Source organism: Mesonia oceanica, assembly GCF_902499555.1.
In the GTDB taxonomy this organism is placed as follows: Bacteria; Bacteroidota; Bacteroidia; order Flavobacteriales; family Flavobacteriaceae; genus Mesonia; species Mesonia oceanica.
The window spans coordinates 52,940-72,648 of the sequence record NZ_CABVMM010000014.1 but is presented as its reverse complement, the minus strand read 5'-3'; the positions used below and the strand labels follow the sequence as shown (position 1 = coordinate 72,648).

The 19,709-nt window shown below is 34.4% G+C and carries 18 protein-coding genes; 4 read left to right on the top strand and 14 right to left on the bottom strand.

Going from position 1 to position 19,709, the window contains the following annotated elements; translation table 11 throughout:
• The first annotated feature begins 154 nt into the window (after window positions 1-154).
• Window positions 155-679 (top strand): 1-acyl-sn-glycerol-3-phosphate acyltransferase, encoded by a 525-nt coding sequence (locus FVB9532_RS16240; RefSeq protein ID WP_150546239.1) that lies wholly within the window; start codon window positions 155-157, stop codon window positions 677-679.
• Here FVB9532_RS16240 and FVB9532_RS19535 read toward each other — a convergent pair.
• Window positions 676-831, bottom strand: a complete 156-nt coding sequence (locus FVB9532_RS19535; protein ID WP_194716569.1) for a hypothetical protein — start codon at window positions 829-831, stop codon at window positions 676-678. The two genes, FVB9532_RS16240 and FVB9532_RS19535, sit on opposite strands and share 4 nt — an antisense overlap.
• A gap of 111 nt (window positions 832-942) precedes the next feature.
• Between FVB9532_RS19535 and FVB9532_RS16235 the strand changes: the two genes are divergently transcribed.
• Both FVB9532_RS16235 and FVB9532_RS16230 read left to right on the top strand, forming a co-directional pair.
• Window positions 943-2,151 carry an exonuclease SbcCD subunit D C-terminal domain-containing protein gene (locus FVB9532_RS16235; RefSeq protein WP_150546238.1) on the top strand — a complete coding sequence of 403 codons (1,209 nt, stop codon included), beginning with the start codon at window positions 943-945 and terminating at the stop codon, window positions 2,149-2,151.
• Window positions 2,152-2,200: 49 nt separating this feature from the next.
• Window positions 2,201-5,221 (top strand): AAA family ATPase, encoded by a 3,021-nt coding sequence (locus FVB9532_RS16230; protein ID WP_150546237.1) that lies wholly within the window; start codon window positions 2,201-2,203, stop codon window positions 5,219-5,221.
• A gap of 48 nt (window positions 5,222-5,269) precedes the next feature.
• Here FVB9532_RS16230 and FVB9532_RS16225 read toward each other — a convergent pair whose 3' ends face one another.
• The 6 genes from FVB9532_RS16225 to FVB9532_RS16200 form a co-directional block, all read right to left on the bottom strand.
• Window positions 5,270-6,571, bottom strand: coding sequence for a dihydrolipoamide acetyltransferase family protein (locus tag FVB9532_RS16225; RefSeq protein WP_150546236.1), 1,302 nt, complete (start codon window positions 6,569-6,571; stop codon window positions 5,270-5,272).
• 115 nt (window positions 6,572-6,686) lie between these two features.
• Window positions 6,687-7,322, bottom strand: a complete 636-nt coding sequence (locus FVB9532_RS16220; RefSeq protein ID WP_150546235.1) for an HAD family hydrolase — start codon at window positions 7,320-7,322, stop codon at window positions 6,687-6,689.
• Window positions 7,309-7,827: a phosphoribosyltransferase family protein gene (locus FVB9532_RS16215; protein WP_194716568.1), complete on the bottom strand. Its 519-nt coding sequence runs from the start codon at window positions 7,825-7,827 to the stop codon at window positions 7,309-7,311. Before FVB9532_RS16215 ends, FVB9532_RS16220 begins: the two co-directional genes overlap by 14 nt.
• A gap of 243 nt (window positions 7,828-8,070) precedes the next feature.
• A complete protein-coding gene (gene recR / locus FVB9532_RS16210) occupies window positions 8,071-8,688 on the bottom strand; it encodes a recombination mediator RecR (RefSeq protein ID WP_150546233.1) in 618 nt (205 codons plus the stop codon).
• A gap of 31 nt (window positions 8,689-8,719) precedes the next feature.
• Window positions 8,720-10,636, bottom strand: coding sequence for a T9SS type B sorting domain-containing protein (locus FVB9532_RS16205; RefSeq protein ID WP_150546232.1), 1,917 nt, complete (start codon window positions 10,634-10,636; stop codon window positions 8,720-8,722).
• 73 nt (window positions 10,637-10,709) lie between these two features.
• On the bottom strand, window positions 10,710-12,566 hold the full coding sequence (locus FVB9532_RS16200; protein WP_150546231.1) for an OmpA family protein: 1,857 nt from the start codon (window positions 12,564-12,566) through the stop codon (window positions 10,710-10,712).
• Between the two features lie 137 nt (window positions 12,567-12,703).
• Between FVB9532_RS16200 and FVB9532_RS16195 the strand changes: the two genes are divergently transcribed.
• Window positions 12,704-14,161: a sodium:solute symporter gene (locus FVB9532_RS16195; protein ID WP_150546230.1), complete on the top strand. Its 1,458-nt coding sequence runs from the start codon at window positions 12,704-12,706 to the stop codon at window positions 14,159-14,161.
• On the opposite strand, the gene FVB9532_RS16190 is transcribed toward FVB9532_RS16195, so the two are convergent.
• The 7 genes from FVB9532_RS16190 to FVB9532_RS16160 form a co-directional block, all read right to left on the bottom strand.
• Window positions 14,138-14,521, bottom strand: coding sequence for a CoA-binding protein (locus tag FVB9532_RS16190; RefSeq protein ID WP_228482373.1), 384 nt, complete (start codon window positions 14,519-14,521; stop codon window positions 14,138-14,140). The two genes, FVB9532_RS16195 and FVB9532_RS16190, sit on opposite strands and share 24 nt — an antisense overlap.
• A gap of 313 nt (window positions 14,522-14,834) precedes the next feature.
• A complete protein-coding gene (locus FVB9532_RS16185) occupies window positions 14,835-15,845 on the bottom strand; it encodes a 3-oxoacyl-ACP synthase III family protein (RefSeq protein WP_150546229.1) in 1,011 nt (336 codons plus the stop codon).
• A 216-nt stretch (window positions 15,846-16,061) separates the two neighbouring features.
• Window positions 16,062-17,366: an SH3 domain-containing protein gene (locus FVB9532_RS16180; protein ID WP_150546228.1), complete on the bottom strand. Its 1,305-nt coding sequence runs from the start codon at window positions 17,364-17,366 to the stop codon at window positions 16,062-16,064.
• A gap of 74 nt (window positions 17,367-17,440) precedes the next feature.
• The gene (locus tag FVB9532_RS16175; protein ID WP_150546227.1) at window positions 17,441-18,424 is read right to left on the bottom strand and encodes a Fic family protein; all 984 of its coding nucleotides are present in this window, start codon (window positions 18,422-18,424) and stop codon (window positions 17,441-17,443) included.
• A 174-nt stretch (window positions 18,425-18,598) separates the two neighbouring features.
• Window positions 18,599-18,811: a DUF1428 family protein gene (locus FVB9532_RS16170; protein WP_228482377.1), complete on the bottom strand. Its 213-nt coding sequence runs from the start codon at window positions 18,809-18,811 to the stop codon at window positions 18,599-18,601.
• Window positions 18,812-18,817: 6 nt separating this feature from the next.
• On the bottom strand, window positions 18,818-19,279 hold the full coding sequence (locus FVB9532_RS16165; protein ID WP_150546225.1) for a MarR family winged helix-turn-helix transcriptional regulator: 462 nt from the start codon (window positions 19,277-19,279) through the stop codon (window positions 18,818-18,820).
• Entirely contained in the window at window positions 19,272-19,709 is a 438-nt protein-coding gene (locus tag FVB9532_RS16160; RefSeq protein ID WP_150546224.1) for an EVE domain-containing protein, read from the bottom strand. Before FVB9532_RS16160 ends, FVB9532_RS16165 begins: the two co-directional genes overlap by 8 nt.

The window sequence follows — 19,709 nt, the reverse complement described above, 5'->3', positions numbered from 1 at the left end:
CTTGATCTAGAATAACACAGATTTGAAAAACAGAATTTGAAGAATCAAGTACTGAAACTATTCCTGTGGTTAGGGTAACTTTTATGATATATTTCAGACAATCAGGAAATAATTAATTCAAAAAAATTAAATTTATCTCCGAATTATTTAGAAGATGTTCAAATTCATTTTTAATAAATTAATGGGTTGGAAAATTGACGGAAAATTTGATCCATCCATTAAAAAATCAGTAGTTATCGTGGTTCCGCATACAAGTTGGCATGATTTCTACGTAGGTGCATTTACCCGAAAAATCATTCAGGTAGATATTAATTACATTGCAAAAAAAGAATTATTTAAAGGTCCGCTTGGCGCTTATTTAAAATGGATGGGGGGAAGCCCGCTTGATAGAACAAAGGGACAAAACAAAGTAGAAGCTATCGCTCAGCTTTTTGAGGAAAAAGAAGAATTCAGGTTAGCCTTAGCACCCGAGGGAACCCGTAAAAAAGTTTTAAAATGGAAAAGTGGTTTCTATTGGATTGCTGTATCTGCAAAAGTTCCCATTATTCCTGTGGCTTTTGATTATGGAAAAAAAGTAGTGAAAATTGGAGAAGCATTTTATCCTACCGGAAATTATGATAAAGACTATCAACTGCTTCAGTTATTTTATAAACATGTAAAAGGAAAAACCGATCTCTAATTTTCTTTTTGCGTATTCATTTTAGCGGTCAGTTCTTTCAATCTGGCTTTTCGGTTTTCTTTTTCTTGGCGAAGTTTATTCTTTTTACGTGCCATCAATTTGGCATGCTTCGCTTTATTCTTTGTATTTTTTTGAGCACCTGACTTTGCCATTTTTATTTTTCAGCAAAGATAAATAATTGTTTACAAAAGCAACGCAGCACACTTTTATACGTTCAGTTTACTTTGTAAATTGAACTTTCTTTTTCTTGATAGCTCAATTTTATGAAAATTCTACATACGGCCGACTGGCATATTGGTAAAAAACTGCATAAACATTATTTATATGAAGATTTCAACTTGTTTATCAATTGGTTAATTCCATTAATTCAAGAACAAGAAATTGAAGTGGTTTTAGTTTCCGGTGATGTATTTGATTTGGCCAATCCCTCTGCCGAAGCTAGAAAACAATATTACCGAGCTTTACTTCAGCTTAGAAAAACCAATTGCCAGCTCATTATCACCGGCGGAAATCACGACTCTCCCAGTATGCTCGACGCTCCTAAAGAGATTTTGCAAGAATTAAATGTAACTATTGTTGGCGGAATGCCGGCAAAAATAGAAGAATGCTTAATTCCGCTTCAGAACAAAAAAGGAGAAACCGAAGTAATTGTCGCAGCGATACCCTTTTTACGCGATAGCGATTTACGCTCCATTGAAGAAGGTACAGTCTACGAAAATAGAATTGAAGCCATTCGAAGAGGCATCGAAGCAACTTTTAGCAAAGCTGCAGAAAAAAGCAAAAGTCTTTATCCTGAACTACCTGTTATAGCAATGGGGCATTTATATGCAGCGGGCATCGAAACTTCCGATAGCGAACGGGATATCCAAATCGGGAATCAAGCGGCTTTTCAAGCGAGTCAGTTTGGTGAAGAATTTAGTTATATGGCCTTAGGACATATTCATAAACCACAGCGTGTAAGTGCACAAATTCCCACATTTTATAGTGGTTCTCCACTCCCACTCTCGTTTAGTGAACGTAAAGATGAAAAGCGATTACTACTCATTGATACAGAAAAAGGTTTTGAACCGGAAAGCATTTCTATTCCAAACTTTAGAAAATTAATTCGCATTAGCGGAAGCATTCCTGAAATTAAAGGAAAATTAAAAAACCTTGAACTTCAAGGAAGCCTAACCAATTTAATTGAAGTTGAACTAAAAGAAGAAAATTACGACGCTAACTTAATTGCACAATTGGATGAATTAGTAACCACTTTTGAACAACCTAATTTTGAAATTGTTAAACACCGCGCCACCTTTAAAAATCAATTACGGGAAAGCGGAAAATTATTTGAAAGCCATCGACATTTAGAAGATTTAAAACCACAAGAAGTCTTTCAAAAATTATTAGCCCAACACAGTTATCCTGAAGATGTAAAAGAAAAAGTTACGATCGCTTTTCAAGAATTGGTAGAAGGAATAAACAATAATTAACGAATGAACAATCACTCGACTCCGCTCGAGTTGACAAGCTCGTATTTCAATGAAAATATTAAAAATAGCTTTTAAAAATATTAACTCGCTGCGCGGCGAGCACGAAATAGATTTTACTAAAGAACCGTTTTTGCAGAACAGTTTATTTGCGATTACCGGACCTACCGGAAGTGGAAAAACTACGATTCTCGATGTAATTTCCTTGGCCTTGTTTAATCAAGTACCAAGATTGGGAAAATTGAGTACCACAGAAGTTCTTAAGAAAGGAGCTATTCTTACCCGAAATCAGCAAGAAGCCTACGCCAAAATCACTTACGAATGTAAACAAGGAATTTTTGCTTCCACTTGGGAAATTTCTACCGCTAGAACCGGAAACCTTCGGGATTACCATATGGAATTGGCAAACTTGGAAAGCGGGCATCTCGATTTAAAAAAATCTGATGTGCCCGGCAAAAATGAAGAATTAATTGGACTAAGTTACGACCAGTTTATCAAATCGGTAGTCTTAGCGCAAGGTGAATTTGCTAAGTTCTTGCAAGTACCCAAAAAGGAACGTGGTGCTTTACTCGAAAAGATTACCGGAACGCAAATTTACAGAAACATCGGTCAGGAAGCGTATTTAAAATATAAAGAAATAGGAACGCAAATTGAAGGAAAGCGTTTAAAAATTGAAACCTTTAGAGAACAATTATTAGCTGAAGAAGTTTATGCGGAAAAACAAAATCAGGCTGAAAAACTTCAATTGGAAAAGAAAAATCTAAGTCTTTCTATTGAAAAAAACGCAGAAGCACTTCAGTTAAAAAAGAAGTTGCAAGAACAGCAAAATCAACTTTCAACTACAGAAAAGCAAATTACTGAAGTGGAAGCTGCAACCACTACATTTGAAAAGGACAAAGGCAGTCAGCTCAAACAGCATGAAGAAATTCAATTGTTCTCAGAAGAATTGAATTTGTGGCAAAACTTACAAAACGAGCAAAAAAAGAATACGGAAGAAATTGCTAAAATTCAGCATTATTTAAAAGAATTCAACCAACAACGAACGCATTTACAAACTGAATTTTCATCAACATTTCAACTCGAGATCACTCCAGAAAATGCTTCAGATAAATTAGCTATCTATAAAGAGAACCTTAGAAGATTAATTTCAGAACGAAGCGAATTATTATCGATTTATAAGACTTCAGAACAAAATATTTCCGGGTTTATGAAAGGTTTTCAGTTTGCATCGAAACCCTCGAATACAAAAGTTTTTTTGCAAGAAGTAAAAGAAAAACAAGCTGAAAAATCTTCTTCTTTTGAAAAATTGAAAGAGAAATTTCAGCTCCAAGAAAAATATATTCCTGTTTGGCAAGAAGAAATTCAGCAACAATTAAAACTGAATCGAGCAGCAGAAAAAGAAAGTTTTGAAATTCAACAACTCAAAAAAGAAATTGATCAAAAAACAAAAGAGCTTCAAAGTTTAGGTGATTCCTTAAAAAAATTACCTCAACAAGTTGAAAAACTTCAGCAAGAATTAAAACTGAAAAATGCACAGCTAGAAGCCAAGCAAAAAACTTTAGAAGTTGAGCAATTGCAAAAAAAATTGGAAGATTATCGCAAAGATTTAGTAGAAAATGAACCTTGCCCGTTGTGCGGATCGACTCATCACCCTTTTGCTTCAGCACATCCCGAAGTTGAAAACTCTTTAAAAACAGAGGTTGAGCAGTTGCAAAAAACAATTCAGCAATTACAAAAAGAGTTAACGCAATTAGAAACGCAACTTCAACAATTTCGGCAGCAACAGGAAAAGCTTGAAAAAGAATTTACACCAACTGAAAAACTGTTAGCTGAAAAAGAAAAGGAGTTTGAAGAAAATTTCAAGGTAATTCTTCAGCAGAGAAAAGAGCAATCTTTTGCTGAAATGGAAACGAAACTAGAAACTAATGTAAAAGAATTAGACCAAGCAAAACGACTTCAGGAAGACTTAGACCAACTTCAAAACTTAGCAGAAAAAGTAAAAGAGTTAGCAGAACTGATTACCAAAGGAAAAGCAAAAAGTGAAGCCATTGAATCACTTTTTAAAGGGACCCATTTTGAAAATGAAATTAGCACTGCAGAAACTTCCTGGAACCGTAATGAGCAAAATATCTACCAACAGCAGCAACTGTTAGCAACTACTGAAAAGAGCCTAGCAGAAGTTAACCAGCAGTTGGAAAAACTAAATCTAAACTTGTCCAACAAATTACAAGCAAAAGGCTATGCTAGTATCGAAAAAGCTTTATCCCTAAGACTTTCAGCTTACGAAGCGCAAACTTGGCAAAAAGAACGAGAGCAGCTTCAACAAAAGAATATTGAATTAAAAACACTTCAGCAAAAATTACAGGAAGAGATTAAGTTGCTAAAGGAAAAAGACACTGAAACAAGTTTAGAACAATTACAGGAAAAACTCCAGCAAGAAAAAGAAAGCTTGACCAAAAATGAGGAAGAACTCAATGAAGTTTCGCGCTTATTGAAAAACCAAACAGAAAATTTAAATAAAATTAAAAAGCTACAACATGAGATTGGAAAAGAATTAGAACAATCTGAACACTGGAAAATCTTAAATGATTTGATTGGCGATAAAACCGGAAATAAGTTTAACGATTTTGCGCAAGATTTAACCTTAGCGCAATTGCTGCAACTAGCTAACAAACGTTTGATGCATTTGAGCGATCGCTACCGCATTGACCAACCCACTGATGAGGAAGACGATAGTTTAGTTGCCATTGATGAACATATGGGTCGCCAACGTCGTTCTATCAAAACCCTTTCGGGTGGAGAAACTTTTATTTTGAGTTTAGCTTTGGCCTTGGCACTTTCTGATTTAGCTTCCCGAAATATCGAAATCAATAGTCTTTTTATCGATGAAGGTTTTGGGACCTTAGATCCGGAAACTTTAGACCAGACGCTAGATACCTTAGAAGTTTTACAAGCAGAATCTTCCAAAATGATTGGGGTGATTAGCCATGTAGAAAGTTTAAAAGAGCGCATCGCTACACAAATTCAACTTACACAAAACGGACAAGGCTATAGTAATTTGAAGATTGTATAAAAAAAGCCTCAATTTCTTGAGGCTTTCTTGTAATCTATATTCTATAATTTAAAAATCCCTATCTTCATCAAAAGCTTCTAAGTATTGAGCTACGCGTTGTACGAACTGTCCACCTAAAGCTCCATTAACCACACGGTGGTCATAACTATGCGATAGGAACATTTTGTGTCTGATTCCTATAAAATCACCTTCCGGGGTTTCTATTACCGCAGGAACTTTTCTAATCGCTCCTAAAGCTAAAATCCCTACTTGTGGTTGATTGATAATTGGTGTTCCTAATACACTGCCAAAAGTTCCCACATTGGTTACGGTATAGGTTCCGCCTTGGGTTTCGTCCGGTTTTAATTTTCCTCCACGTGCACGATTGGCCAAGTCATTTACTTTTTTGGCTAAACCAACTAAGTTTAACTGGTCTGCATTATGAATTACCGGTACAATCAAGTTCCCATCAGGAAGTGCGGCTGCCATTCCTAAATTAATATTTTTACGTTTGATAATTTTATCTCCATCAACCGAAATATTAATCAACGGGAAGTCTTTGATGGCTTTTGCTACCGCTTCCATAAAAATTGGAGTAAAGGTTAACTTTTCCCCTTCACGCTTAGCGAATTCATTTTTTACTTTATTTCTCCAATTCCAGATTTTAGTAACATCTACTTCAATAAAAGATTGTACGTGTGCTGAAGTTTGTACACTATTCACCATATGGTGAGAAATCATTTTGCCCATTCGGGTCATTTCAATAATTTCATCTTCCCCATTTACGCTGATAGGTGCTGCTGTTGGTTTAGGTGCAGCTTTTTGAGGAGCACTAGCCGGTTTTGAAGCCGCTTGCGGTTGTTGTTGCCCTCTATTTTTTACGTACGCTAAAATATCGTCTTTGGTGACACGGCCATCTTTACCGGTACCTTTTACATTTTCAAGTTCATCTAATCCTATATTTTCTTCTTTGGCAATATTCTTCACTAACGGAGAATAAAAACGCTCACTATCAGAATAATCATCGTTACTCGCCGTAGCTTTAGCTTGGCTTACAGTTTCTTCAACAGCAGCTACGTTTGCTGAAGATTCTTTTGTTGAAGTAGTGGCTTCACTTTGTTCTACTTCGCCTTCGGTTTCTATAATCGCTATGGTTTGCCCTACTTGAACTACATCATCGGGTTCAAAAAGTTTTTCTACCAAGACCCCATCTACTTCACTGGGAACTTCGCTATCCACCTTATCGGTGGCAATTTCCAATACTGCTTCGTCTTCTTCGATGGTATCACCAACTTCTTTTAACCAATTAGTTATTGTTGCTTCCGCAACACTCTCTCCCATTTTGGGTAATTTCAGTTCAAATCTTGCCATATTGTTAACTTGAAGGTGTTTTTTTTATTATCGATTGCGAATTTAATTAAAAAATCAATCATAAGGTTAAATAAATTTAAAACATCAACCTAAATAAATCTTAATTCTTTTTCTTCTATACAATATTAAAAAATATTTGGTTTTTTTTGAGAATATCTTTTGTCTCTTTACTTGGATTTACTAAAACTACCTGTTTAGAGATTTTCATTAAAGGTAAATCATCATAGTGATCTGTTACCATAGTATCTAAGTGGTTTACTTCAATTGAATTTAAATAATGGACAACTCCCTGTTTTTTAACATTTCTAACATTTTCAAAATCATGTTGATAGTTAGCTACAGGGGTATTTGTTGCTAAACAAACATCAAATCTTTCATTTAAAGCTATAATTTTCGCATAGCAATCTGGCGCTGCAGTAGCTAAAATTTTAATACCAAAAGTAGCATCTTCAAGTATTTGCAATTGGTTTCTATATTCTTTTAAACTAGACACAAAACCCTCCATATCTATTTCATCATATTCTTTAATAGCTTTTAAGATTAGAAATTTCATTTTAGAATGATTAACAATCTTCAGCAGTCTTAAAAAGATAGCTTTTAAAAGAGTATACAATAATTTAACATGAAGTTTTTTTAAACTAAAATTCAGCAGATACTTGATAAAAAAATGAAAGGTATTTATACGATATAGCGTACCATCTAAATCTATTACAAGTACTTTTTTATTTACTTTTTTATTACTTATAATCATTAGACCAAGGAAATCTTAGTAGTGTATTTTTATACATATAATAATCTGGTTTTACAACCGAAGTTTCAATAGTCCAAGTCATTACTGCTATTTCTATTGTTGCATGAGGAAACTTTTTTTGCAAATTGTTTTTTACAATGAACATTGTCTTTCCTGTATCTATAGCATCATCTACAATAAGAATTTTTTTGATAAAGCTTGAATCTTCACTTTCTAAATTAAATTCTAATTTGGTCTCCTGCAATTTATTCTGATCTAAATTAGAAATTTTATGCTTTACTTTTTTTGATTCCAAAACCCGGAACCAATTTAAAATGAAATACGGCAAAATCGAAAAAATCGGTTTTAGATAACGTTGTTTAAAATGGGTAGATGTTCTTTGTAAAGTAACAACCTCAAACAAGCAGTCTTTAATATTAGGATGTGTTTTAATAGCTTCTAACACATAGCCACCACCAGTTAATATACCTACAACTAAATCTGGTGCGGCATCAAGTTTTGACATCAATCTCAAACTATTTGCCTCAAAAGATTTAGTGTTTAAAGTTAGCACCTTCATTTACTACTTATTGATTTTTTTGAGATAAAATAATAGTTTTAAAATGCTTAATTAGTACTTCCTTCATTTAAAAACAATTAATGTAAAACCTACCGTTTTGATGATTAATGATTGTGATGTAACATTTAATCTGCTAATATTATTTTCATAAAGTAATAAAAATAGCTAATTAATGTTCCATCAATTCGACTATGATTTTAGTGAATTTTCAAAAGGTACACGGTGTAAAATACTTCTCCCTAAAGTCACCTCATCGGCATATTCCAGTTCGTCCCCTACGCCAATTCCCCGTGCAATAGTAGAAGTAGTCACTTCAAAATCCTGTAACTGTTTATATATGTAAAAATTGGTTGTATCACCCTCCATCGTGCTACTTAAAGCAAAGATGATTTCAGTTACTTCTCCCCTTTTCACCTTATCTATCAAAGTTGAAATATGCAATTGATTGGGTCCAACACCATCCATCGGACTTATTTTCCCTCCCAAAACATGATACAAACCTTTATATTGACTGGTATTTTCAATAGCCATCACATCGCGAACATCTTCTACTACACAAACGATACTTTTTTCGCGATTGGGACTGGCGCAAATTTCGCATACATCGTAATCACTAATATTATGACAGTTTTTACAAAATTTCACTTCGGTTTTTAAATCTACCAAAGCTTTTGCCAAATGCGTAGTTTGCTCTTCAGGCTGTTTTAATAAATGTAAGACTAAACGTAACGCTGTACGCTTTCCAATTCCCGGAAGTTGTGCCATCTCATGTACAGCATTTTCCAACAATTTTGAAGAAAAATCCATAGCTGCAAATTTACAAATTTAAAACGGGTGATTAGCGTTTTAACGTAAAATTACTTTTGAAAGATTTATTGATGGTGGTCCCGTCTGGAAGTTGCTCTACGTATTCTACCAAAAACCAATAATCGTTAGAAGGCATTTGTTTTCCGTGATAGCTTCCATCCCAACCTCTTGAAGAAGGTGATAAACTTTTTAAAAGCTTCCCGAACCTTGTGAAAATTAAAATTTTTGCGTCAGCGTTTTGTTGCTGAAAGCCTTTTATATTCCACGTATCATGAATACCGTCTTGGTTAGGCGTAAAAAACCTGGGATAATCAATAAAGGTGGTAGTTTTAAAACTGCTTCCACAACCTTCGGTATGACGCCCCGTAACTACAAATTGTCCGCCACCTTCTACGGTTAAAGTTAACGTATTGGTTTCATCCGGCTGTTTCCAATCTTCACCATTGATGCTAAATTCATAGGTTCCTATTCCGGTAACGTTAGAAATGGTGATGCTATGTTGTTCTTCAAAATTCAAATTACTTCGTTTTACCTCAAAACTTGGTGGCGCATCGGTATAGGCATCTAATTGAAAACTGCTTATTGCATAGCAATCGGTAAAACTTGCATCTTCTACTCTTACCCAGATTTCTTGTGGAAGGGAGGTGGTATTTTCAAAAGAAGCAGGGGTAATTATTGGATTATTTCTATGCTCTGCTTCATCTTGAGAAGTATAATAATTGACTTGATAACCGCTCCCCACATTTGACAACGCAATGGAATCATTGCTTGTTAAATGGTAAACAACCTTCCCGTCTTTATTTCCATCACATTCATAAAAATCGATTAAATTATCACCTACTGAAATTCCTGCAATAGTTACGCTAATAGATTCATTTTGGCTTGCGGAGCAAATAATACTTCCATCGATGTCTTCCACATAGGTATTGATTACCGTAATGTCTGTAGTTGAGTTAATAAATTGATCAACTTCAGCGCTTCCTGCAGCATCTAATTGAATTTCTTGTGTACTTCCGCCATTAATTTGGTATTCTACTATCGCATTTTCTGATCCTGAAAATAGGACTTCTACTTCTTTTGGAGCACAGATTGGATTCTCTGAAACAGCAATACTCACGTTTTCAATTTGGTTAATAATTAAATTGAATTCAGTAACATTGGTACATTGAGTAAGATTACTGGTAACTTTCGCATAAATGGTTTTTATAGTTTGTGAGGAAGTATAAGTATCTGCTAACGGGTTAAGATTATCGGTAGCATTGGCTAAAGTTTCATAAAAATTGACCACATTCTCCGATAAATCCGGATTAATACTACTTCTTAAATTTCCTAAATTAAAATTAGCACTACCGGTATCACTACATTCTTCTATATCTGCAATTAAATTTGCCACAGGTGGTTCAGGAAATGCTCCGGTTCCTTCAGAGACAGTTCCTGTCCAATTAATTTCAAAACCACCATTGCCGACTGGTCTATCGATAACAATATAATACGATTCTCCATCCAACACATTCATCCATTCCACATAGCTATCTCCATCTTCTCCTGGACCTTCAAAAGTTTCCATCGCCGCGTCACCAATACCTGTATGATTATTGGTTTGTCCTGCCGCAATGGGATTTGTCGTAGAACACCGGATAGGCGTAGTTAAACTGGAACAATCTTCATTGGGACCATATACCCAAAAATCATAATCTACTGATAAATCAGTATTTTCAGGAATCAAATCGAAACCTAACGTACCTGATTGTACAATATCTACCCGTATCCAAATAGAATTATGTTCTTCACTGGAACAACCGGAAACTTCTTGCACTCCTGCTCCACTAGCATTAGAACTAAAACTCCCGTTCCCGCAAATCACGATTGCATTTACACAATCGTTGGGTTGCTGTGCAATCCCAAAAAAAGGACACATGATGAGGAAGCTAAGGAATACAAATTTCATAAAACAAAGGAAAATAAAAAGTCAGTCTAAAAATGAAGACTGACTTTATGTTTTACAAAATTACAATTTATTTTTACTCCTTGACAATAATGAATTCCGATCTTCTATTTTGCGCGTCTTCTTCTTCGGTACAATTAGCTCCACAATCTATTTTCGGTTCGGTGCTTCCCATTCCTTGTCCACTTAATCTATCTTTTGAAATTCCTCTAGAAATTAAATATTGCACGGTAGATTGTGCACGTTCGTTAGAAAGCTTTTTGTTGTACGAAGCACTTCCTTTAGAATCGGTGTGTGATTTTACCATAATGTTCATCGTTGGATATTTCTGCATCACACGGACTAATTTATCCAATTCTTTAGCTCCTTGTTGCGTGATAAAACTTCTATCAAATTCAAAATAGATATTATCTAATTTTACTTCAGTTTCTGTAATTTCTACTTCTTCCGGAGTTAATAATATTTCTTTTTCATTCACGCCATCAACGGGTTTCTCAATCATAAGCATTTTGGTTTCGTAGCCCGGATTAGAGATCTCTAATTGATACGGATGTTCACAAGAAACTTCAAAACTTACTTTTCCTTCAGCGTTGGTTTTAGTCGTGGTAATTTTATTTCCTTGTTCATCTAAAATAGCCACCTCTGCATTGGCGATAAGAGCTTGCGTCTTTTCATCTTTAATTAAATTCAGTAATTCAGCTTTACAAATCCCTTTAGCGATGTAAAGTTGGTCAATGCCGTCACGATTGGAAGCAAAATAACCGTTTTTATTTTCCATATCCATACTGAAGGAGAAATCATCTTTTTCAGTATTAATAGGGGCGCCCATATTTTCTGCTTTTTCTTCTTCTTCTAAGTCAAAGCTAAACACATCAAATCCGCCTAATCCTTGTCTTCCATTGGTGGAAAAATACAATACATTTTCCCGAACGGAAGGAAACCCTTCTTTGGCTGGTGTGTTAATTTTATCACCTAAGTTAACTGGTTTCCCAAGGGAATCTTCCGAAAATTCAACTTTCCATAAATCGGTATCGCCTAAACCTCCCGGCATATCAGAAGCAAAATATAAGGTTTTCCCATCATCGCTCAAGGCCGGATGCGTCACAGAATATGCTGAGCTATTGATGGAAAGCGGTTTAATGTACTCCCATTCGCCATTTACTTTTTTGGCTAAATACAAACCTTGTTGCGCGATCTTGGTTCTTCCTTTTCCTTTTTTATATAAACCTTCTTCGTGACCATCTTTAGAAAAAACCATTAAATTCCCGTCTTTACTTATAGTTACAGGGCCATCGTGATGGTTAGTATTAATATTCTCTACAGGCTCCGGCTCTGCTTTTCCGTTTAGATCTACTTGAAAAATATCTAAAAATGGCTGGTTAGACCATTTATCTTTTTTATTGCTTTTATTTCTGGTACTTACAAAATACAAGGTATTTCCGACAGCAATGGGTCCAAAATCAGTAAATTCTTTACTGCTATATGGAAGTTTTTCTACCGTAAATTTCGCATCATCTGAAGATAACTTCGGAATGTAATTTGGGTTTTTTAAATGCGCTATGGCGCGGGGATCTTTCGGTTTTAACTCCGCAAACTTATCTAACTGCTCGTTAGCTTCTTTATATTTCCCTTGTGATTTTAGGGTCTGCGCATAATTGTAATAGGTTTCAGCATCCTGTTTTTTCTGTACAGCTTTGCTATACCATTTAGCTGCTTCTTGAATATTAAAGATTCTGTAATAACTATCGCCTAATTGTTTGTATACATAGCTATTGGCTTTGCCTTTATCTACTAATTCTAAATATTCATCAATGGCATCTACGTATTGATAATTAGCGAAAAGTTGATCGGCTTCTTCGGTATTTTGATTTTGTGCTACCAAAAAACCACTGGCCAAGAAGCTTCCCACAAGTAAATATTTTTTAATCATCATGTTAGTTGAGTTTAGGATATGGCTTACAATTTATAAAAGTTTTTCTGAATAAATTACTTCTCGATAAAATTCAAACTTAGAAGATTGTTATTTGCATCATCTATATTATTAAGTTTGCATAAAACTTATCATTCCGTATGAAACCTATCCATATCCTTCTACTTATTGGTTTATACTTCGCTGTATTAATGCTCATTTCTTATTTCACAGGAAAAAATGATAGTAATGATGCATTTTTTAAAGCCGAAGGAAAATCACCATGGTATGTGGTGGCTTTTGGTATGGTAGGTGCCTCCCTTTCAGGGGTTACCTTTATTTCGGTTCCAGGTTGGGTTCGAGCTTCTGAATTTAGCTACATGCAAGTGGTGTTAGGTTATCTGGTGGGGTATTTTGTGATTGCATTTGTGCTGCTCCCCATTTATTACAGCTTAAATGTCACTTCTATTTATCAATATTTAAAGGAACGTTTTGGGAATGTAAGTTATAAAACCGGAGCTTTCTTTTTCTTTATTTCCCGGGTTTTGGGAGCTTCTTTCCGACTATTTTTAGTGGCTACCGTCTTACAATATTTTGTTTTTGATGCGTGGAATATTCCTTTCTGGGTAACCGTTGTTATTTCCATTTTATTGATTTGGATTTATACTTCACGGGGCGGAATTAAAACCATTGTTTGGACCGATACGCTACAAACTTTTTTTATGCTGGGCTCGGTTATTATTTCTATTTATTTTATTTCTCAAGAACTGCAATGGAGTTTTCAAGACTTTTTTACGGCTCCAGAATTAGAACGATATACAAGAACTTTTCATTTTGAAAGTATTCTCGATAAGAATTATTTCTTTAAAGCTTTTTTTGGGGGTATGTTTATTACGATTTGTATGACGGGTTTAGACCAAGATATGATGCAGAAGAACCTAACATGTAAAACCTTAAGCGACGCTAAAAAGAATGTACTTTCCTATAGTTTTGTGTTTATTCCGGTAAATATTCTCTTTTTATTTTTAGGAGCACTTTTATTTATTTATGCCGATCAGCAAGGTATTGGGGTCCCCATCTTGGATGGAAAAGAAAAAACCGATTTGTTGTTCCCCGAAATTGCCCTTAACGGAAATATGGGACTTGGCCTAGGCGTCATTTTTCTACTTGGTTTAATCGCTGCTGCCTATTCTAGTGCCGATAGTGCGCTTACTTCACTCACCACGAGTTTTTGTGTTGATTTTTTAGACATTGAAAAGAAAGAAGCTTCCCTTCAAAAAGGACTCCGAAAAAGAATTCACATCGTGATAAGTGTTCTTTTGATTGTGGTGATTATCTCCTTTAAATACTTATTGGATAGTAGTGTGATTGATACCTTACTTACCGTGGCCAGCTATACCTATGGACCTTTATTAGGCTTATTCAGCTTCGGAATTTTTACTAAATGGAAAATAAATGACCAATGGGTTTGGTTAGTCGCTATTATTTCTGTAGCGATAACAGCAGTCTTAGGGAATTTACCCGCAGAATACCTTGGCGGTTATCATTTTAATTATGAGTTACTTATCGTAAACGGATTAATTACTTTTCTTGGCTTAGTATTGATTCGTCGAAAGTAAAACCAGTGTACAAGCTACTTCAACTTGTATATTATTTTCCCGAAGCATCTTATAAAAATCAGGATTTTCTGTACCGGGATTAAAAATCACCCTTCTTGGGTTTAAGCCAATAATGTATTTATAATAGTCACGTTGACGCTTCGGATTTAAATAGAGTGTAACTGTATCTATATGTTGAAAACCTTTCTGCTTGGTTTCTATTTTCACATCTTCTACTTCGCCTTCCCGTAAACCAATTGCTTTCGTGTTTTGCTTATGATCACGCAATCTTTTAATCGCCATATTGGAATATCGATTTGGTTTTAAAGAAGCCCCAATTACTAAAGTTTCATTTTTTTCAGACATTATTGTAACATGCATTTTTTTAGTTCGTCCTTAAGATAGAAGATGAAATAAACACCAGAAAATATTTAACCAAATTTTCATAGTTGAGGTAAAGAAATTTATTTGGTTAATAAAAAACCCGTCATTTTTTTTGACGGGTTTATAAAATACACAACGAATATTAACAAATTGTTAAATACTATTGTTAAATGCAACTTTTTAATAATTTATTCGTCTATTATAATAATGGGTGTTAGTTATAATTTATTTGAATTAGCCTTTAAAAAATCTATCAACTAACAGATTTATTTAGATAAACCCTTTGGGCACTAGCTTGAAGGGTTATTTTTTACCAATTAATTACCGCACTTGCCCATGTAAATCCACTTCCAAAAGCGGCTAAAATTACGTGATCCCCTTCTTTTATTTTACCTTGCTCCCAAGCTTCCGTCAATGCAATGGGGATGGAAGCTGCAGTTGTATTTCCGTATTTCTGGATATTATTAAATACCTGATCATCGTTAAGTTTAAACTTATGCTGAATAAATTGAGATATTCTCAAATTGGCTTGATGCGGAATCAACATATCAATATCAGAAACTTCTAATCCGTTATCTTGTAATCCTTCCATAATCACTTCAGAAAAACGCTGCACGGCATTTTTAAATACAAACTGACCGTTCATATAAGGATAGTACGGAATATCTTCTTGTGGATTCTCTGCTATAATTTCCGGGACCCAATGCATGGTACTTGGGCCTTTTAGAGATAGTTCTAAGGCATGTTTTCCTTCTGAATGTAAGTGCGTAGATAAAATCCCTTGTCCGTTATGGTCACTTCTTGTTAATACTGCTGCTCCTGCTCCATCCCCAAAAATCACGGAAACGCCACGACCTCTTGTCGTCATATCCAATCCACCCGAATGGTTTTCACTTCCAATCAAGAGTACGTTTTTATACATTCCGGTTTTGATAAACTGATCAGCAACGGAAAGTCCGTAGATAAAGCCGCTACATTGATTTCTTACATCTAGCGCCGGACAGGTGTGAATGTCTAATAGTTCTTGCACTTGCACCCCACAACCCGGAAAATAATAATCGGGACTTAACGTGGCAAACACAATTAAATCGATATCATCTTTATGGATGTTGGCTCTTTCCAACGCAATTTTAGCAGCTTTTGCTCCCATGATGGCGGTAGAATTTCCATCGCCTTTTTTAATATGTCGTCGTTCTTTAATTCCGGTACGCTCGGTAATCCATTCGTCATTGGTTTCCATCATTTTGGAAAGATCTTCATTGGTCACTACATTTTCGGGAACGTAATAGCCCAGTCCGGAAATTTTTGATTGATATAACATTCGTATTTCTTTTTAATTTTTTGAAGTAAAAATAGAAGAATCTTAAAATTCAACACGAGCAATATACATATTATTAAAATTGAAAGGAAAAATTGCGTTTAGTTATTATATGCACGCATAGGAAATAGAAGTATGGAATTTAAAATTTGGTTCTCGATACAGTTTTGCTTGGTTTCACTTAACAAAATCACTCGACCTGACAAACCTAAATAACTTTCAATGCCTATTGTCGCAAAGTATTGGTATGTTGGGTTCTGTTTCATCTAAAACTGTAATGGAAGGACATCCAAAAGTGTAACCCAAAAAGCCAAAAATGACTGTTGCTTTGTTTTTAAAAAGCTGGCCTGCCCATTGACCATAATATTTTTCTTCACTATTCTCTATTTGTAATGGAATTAAATAAGTGCTTTCCGCATCTATAAAAACTTTTTCATGAAGAACTTTTTTAGTATTTGAATCGATAACAATTAAATATCGATGTTCTACACTTTCACCTTTTTTTAAATCTTGGACATAGTAATCTAAATTATTTAAAGAAAACTTATAAGACTGCCCCGCTTTGATTCCTTTAAACCACCATTTCCTTCTATCATCTATAATAGAATCGTCAAATTTTTTCGGAAAATCTTGACTATCTATTTTACTCCAAATCATGGGTTTTAATTTTCCAGTATGAAAAGGGTTTTCCTTTCCCATAAACACTAAATTTTCCTCCCAATTTGTAATACTTCTTCCTAAATCAAATCCAAATTCATAATCTCCTTCTTGATTTTGATAATCGCTATAAGCCCCATATATATTCATACAAGCGATAGCAGGCAAATCTTTAATAGAGAAATTGATGATGCTATCGTTTGCCATCATATATACAAATATCCTATCTGATTCTGATAATTTAAGTTGACTTAAAAGTTCTCTTCTCTGATTTTGATTTAATCTAATAGTATCTTTAGACAGGTCACTTTTTGTAAGTATTAAATTTTTATTTCTATCACTACCCTCATTGTAAGCATTTTCAAAATAAGTTTCAGACAAATTCAAAAAAGCTGTTCTTTCTTTACTATCATTATCTTTATAGTAAGGTATGACATTATATAACTTAATATCAGATTCAATATATGAGTTTGATAAAAACCCGTCGAATACATAAACCGTATCTGAGTTTTTTTCGACTCCTACCCATTCGCCTTTAAATGTTTTTTCTTTATCTTTTATTTGATCGGTAATTGTAGTTTTTTCAAGAATTTTCAACGAAGTATTTAATGGGAATTTACCCAAAACATTTCCTTTTGGCGAATCCCTATAATTTAATCCAGACCTTGCCACAACATACTTATGCTCATAATATTTTGGCGTTTCTATGCTTTTTTTGCTGACTACTGAATCTTTAGGAAGTTCTGTTGAGGTTTGTATTTCAACTTGCCTTTCAGTCTTGGGTGTTACTGAGTTTTTTATGTTTTCTTTACAACTGAAAATCAAAATTATTATGGATAGAAGAAATAATTGCAAAGAAATTTTCATGAAACGGAGATCATTTAATTTTTCTAAAAGCTTTCACTTTAGCTAAAAACTAAGTTAGTAAAAATTCCCGACTTCTATCCTCGTTCAGTTGTATCTCGCTCAGCTATTATTTGATACCTTGTTTTGTTTTTTTCTCCTATTTTTTCAAATAGATTTAATACCAATCCTTTTTTTAGATCCCTACTGGCAGTGGCTGAAGAAATATCTTTAAAAACATTCATATAATCTTTTCTTGAAAATTCCTTTTTGTTGATGAAGTTAATAAAATACTCAAGACGGTCATTTTCCGTTAGCGTTCTATTATTGTAAGCCAAAAGCTTATTGATAGAAGTATCGATAACTGTAAGCATATATTCAATAAACTTGGTAGAATTTCCTGCTCTATCACTTTGTGCTAAAGCTTGATAGTATTTTTCCTGATCTTGACTAATTAATGTTTCAAAAGGTAAAAACTCAAAAACAGGATATCTTTCCATTAAAATTAGAGTTTGCCATAATCTTCCCATTCTTCCATTACCGTCTAAAAACGGATGAATAAATTCCATTTCATAATGAAAAACACAACTCTTAATTAACTCAATTTCTTCTGATTTTTTTAAATACTCAAATAAATCTTTCATCAAATAGGGAACATTGGTAAATGAAGGGGCTAGGTGTTCAATTTTTGAACCTTTTGCAATTCCAACTCCTTGTTTTCTATATTTTCCGGCATCATCAATCAAGTTCTTCATTAAATGTTGATGTGCTTTCAGAAAACTGCTTTCCTTATGCGGATCATATCGATGCAAATTTTCATAAATCTCGATCGCATTTAGAACTTCAACAACATCTTTTTTAGGGCCAATAACCCTTTTCTTTTCTAATAGTGCGGTTATTTGTTCTTCCGTAAGCGTATTTCCTTCGATTTTTAAAGAGGAATGAATAGTTTTAATTCTGTTTTGCTTTCTCAATTTAGGAGAAGCTTTGTTTAAGTAATTCGCGTTAACTTCTCCTATTTTTTCTGAAATAGAAGTTATTAACTTTAATAGTTCTGCAGTGATTTGGTAAGGTGGCTTCATTTTATGATAGTATCAAATGATGCTATCAAAGATACATTCATTTTGGGAAATATAAAGTTGGAATTTTCACTACACTAAATTTTCCAGTCTATTCCTCCCCTATTTTTCAACCAGCGGTTTAAATCCTCCATAAACCATTCTACTGACATCAAAAATCAATTTTTCTGCGTTGGTTTAGGGTTCGACTAATGCTGCCATTCTTGGGTCTTGAGGTACTTTTTTGTTGACGGAATCCCATACTCCTTTTGAAGGAAAAACCACCCGACCGAATACAATTTCTTCGTCTTCTTTTGCTTCTACAGCTTCTGTAAAAGATTTTGTGCCTTCTAAAAACAACTCATCCCCTACAAATTCGAAATAAGCAATAGCTCCATATTCTTTCCAAATTTTCAGCTATCCCTCTTTATTTTCCTTGATTAAATAAACCATATTTTCATTAAATAGCGACAAATGATCACCTAAGCAGGAAAAGAATTCTTTATCGGTATCTTCTATAATTTTTAAGGCTTTTTGTAACACCATCGCTCCCTCGGGAGTTAATTTAATGACTTTAGCTCTGGTATCTACAGGATGTTCATGCCTTGCTATAAATTCTTTTTTCTCTAGCGTTCGCAAGACTTTAGAAACCATCATCCTATCAGAATTGCTTTGATTAGCGATATCTACTTGCGTTACTGTATCGTTTTTTTTGGAGAGCCAACCTAAAGCTGCTAAAAGTACAAATTGGGTGTGGGTTAGGTGTAAAGGATCTAAGACTCTTTTTTGTTTGCGTTGCCACAACAAAGTTACCTGGCCCAGTAAATAACCGGGACTATCGTTTGGACTTTTAAATTGAAATTTAATTTCTTTACTCATGATAAGTGGGAAGCATTTGTGATAAAATTAGCTCAAAATCGTGTGGGTTAATTTCAAAGAAACCAAACCGAAATGGATAGCCCCATCGTTGTTTATTGGGAATAAATTCTAACTCATTGATCAAAGGGATAATAGAAACGTCCTGATGATCAAAAAATTCGACATCTCTTCTAAATAGACAAAAATCTGCCGACATTTGAAAGGGATAAATAGCCTCATTTTTTACTTTTCCGATGGCTGTAAATTCCTGGCATTTATCAGGTTTTCCCATGGTCTGTTTACTGGAATAGTAAATCACAAAATCGCCTTTTTTCATTCGTTTTAATGGAGCTATTTTACCGTGACAGGCTTGTGCAAAACCGTCGGTAATTCCTTTTTTTACATGGTCTTTGGAGGCCACAATGATCCAATATTTCTCTTTTTGTCCCAT